We start from the raw sequence: 2,605 nt of genomic DNA on the forward strand, positions 1-2,605 counted from the left end.
CAACCCTGCCGTCGACCTGGTCAACGTCCTCGCCGCGCGGCGAGCGGTGTCGGTGGCGCGGCTGGGGCGGTTGACCCCTGCCGACACCGGCGAGATGGCGCGCGCCTGCCTGGCGGCGACCGACGTTCCGGAGTCGGTGAAGGCGTTGCTCGCGGAGAGCGCCGACGGCGTGCCCTTCTTCGTCGAGGAGCTACTTGCCGGAGCCGTCCAGGCAGGCGCGCTGGTGGACGACGGTGTGGGCTGGTCGGTATCCGGGCACCTCGAGCCGCAGGTGCCCCGCACCGTTGCCGACAGCGTCGCGCACCGGCTCGCGTCGCTGGGCGACGCCGCGCGCATTCTGGTCACGGCCGCCGTGCTCGGCAGGCGCTTCGACTGGACGTTGCTGTGCGACCTGACCGGTGAGTCGGCCGAAGTCGTCCTGGACGCGCTGCGGGCCGGGACCGACGCGCAACTGCTCGTCGCCGATCCGACCCGATTGGGGGCGGTGCAGTTCCGGCACGCGCTGACCCGCGACGCCGTGCTACGGCGGCTGTTGCCGGCGCAATTGTCGGAACTCGCCCAGCGGGCGTTGGACGCGATCGCGGGAGCACACCCGGATCTGCCCGGGGAGTGGTGTGACCTGGCTGCGCGGCTCGCTGAGCGCGCCGGCGACCGCCGGGCAACCGGGCTGCTCATCGAGTCCGGCCGCAGGTCTCTTGCCCGTGGCGCGCTGACCAGCGCGGAGGACGCCTTCGTACAGGCCCGGCAGGTGGCCGACGATCCCGCGTCCGAGGCGGACGCGATGGACGCGCTATGCGAAGGGCTCGCCCTGGCGGGCAAGGTTGATCCGGCGCTCGAGCTCGGAGAGGTACTCATCAACGCGTTGCATGCCCTCAGCGCGCCACCGCGGCGGGTCGGCGCGGTCCACGCGCGCCTGGCCGGGGTTGCCGCTGCGGCAACCCGGTGGGATGTGGCCGAACGGCACCTCACCCTCGCGAGCGCACTTGCCGAAGAAGCGGGCGATCCGGACCTGCCCGCACAGGCGGATGTGATCGCCGCGCAGATCGCGTACGGGCGCGGCGATCTCGAACAAGCCGGCGCGCTGGCCCGATCTGTGCTGTCCGACGCCGAGCGGCTCGGTCTGCCCGAGCTGGTCTGTGAAGCCCTGCTGATGATCGGTCATTGCGCCCGCACGACCGGCGTCGCCCGTGCCGAGCAGGCCTACCTCAAGGCGGGCAGCGTGGCTGCGCGCCACGGGCTGGAGCTGCTGCGGGTCCGGGCGTTGTTCGAGGTGGGGACGATCGATTTCATGACGATGCGCCCACCGGATCATCTGAACCAGGCGCGGGAGCTGGCGGCGTCGGCGGGTGCGCTCGCGACCGTGGCTCAGATCGACATGCACCTGGGCGCCTGGTTCTGCTATCACTTCGACAACGAGCAGGCGATCGCCGCATGTGGACGAGCGAGCGAAACCGGACGAAGGCTGCACCTGCACGGACTGCTCGGCATCAGCCTGATCGGTGAGGCCGCCGCACACGGCCGCCTCGGCCGCCGCGACCGCATGCAGCCGCTCGTCGACGAGGCGATGGCGGTCGCCGGAGACGACGTCGCCGTCGCCGGGCTCATGTGGGGACTGTGCCGGGCAGAGCTCTCGCTCATCGACGAGAACCGTCGGCGCGCACTGCGCGAACTGGACACCATGATGGACCTGCTCCGCACGAACCCCGCCAGCCCGCCGATGCCGCCGCGCGGCCTGTGGGCGCTCGTCTGCGCGGTTGAGGACCGCGACGGCGAAGCCGCGTGCGCCGAGGTCCGGGCGTCCGGGGCCGCGGCCCAATCGTTGACTCATGGGTTCGTGCACTACGCCGAGGCGGTGTCGGCCGGCCGGGCCGGCCGCCACGAGGCTGCGTGGACGTCCTTCGTGGCCGGTGACGAGGCGCTGGAGAACCTGACCTGGTACCGCCACTTCTCCCACCGGCTGGTCGCCGAGGCCGCCATCGCCGACGGCTGGGGCGAGCCGGCTGCCTGGCTGGGGCCAGCGCTCGCCCAGTTCGAGGAGCACGGACAGCACAAGCTGGTCGCAGCCTGCCGATCGTTGCTGGGTAAGGCCGGTGCACCGATGCCACGGCGCCGCGCGAGCTCCGGCGTCCCGCTGGTTCTGCGGGAGCGCGGCGTCACCGGGCGCGAGGCCGAGGTGCTCGCGCTGCTCGGCGAGGGGCTGAGCAACAAGGAGATCGCTAGTCGCCTGTTCCTGTCGCCGCGCACCGTCGAGCGGCACATCGCCAACCTGACCGCGAAGACCGACCTGCGCACGCGCACGGAGCTTGTCGCATTCGCCGCCCGCACCGGCGGGGGATAAGTGGGGGCACCCGGCGCTTGACTGTCGGGTCACCCCCATGTGCTGACGTCGTCGCCCGACAAGAGTCCTCCAGGCAACCCCAACCAGGAGGACGTCATGACGACATCGACCGAAGTCCGGATCGCGTACGACCGAGTAGGCGATGGTGGGCCGGCGCTGCTGATGCTGCCGGGCTGGTGCGGCGACCGCACCTGCTACCAGGATCTGCTTCCGCTGACCGGCCGGCATCGCACCTCCGTCGCGCTGGACTGGCGGGGGCACGGCGGC

General features: G+C 72.0%; 1 protein-coding gene. It reads left to right on the forward strand.

Going from position 1 to position 2,605, the window contains the following annotated elements:
* Nucleotides 1-46: 46 nt before the first annotated feature.
* Entirely contained in the window at nt 47-2,338 is a 2,292-nt protein-coding gene (locus tag VFB40_RS21220; RefSeq protein WP_324853356.1) for an ATP-binding protein, read from the forward strand.
* Nucleotides 2,339-2,605: the final 267 nt, after the last annotated feature.

The organism is Actinocrinis sp., from assembly GCF_035650855.1.
Lineage (GTDB): Bacteria > Actinomycetota > Actinomycetes > Streptomycetales > Catenulisporaceae > Actinocrinis.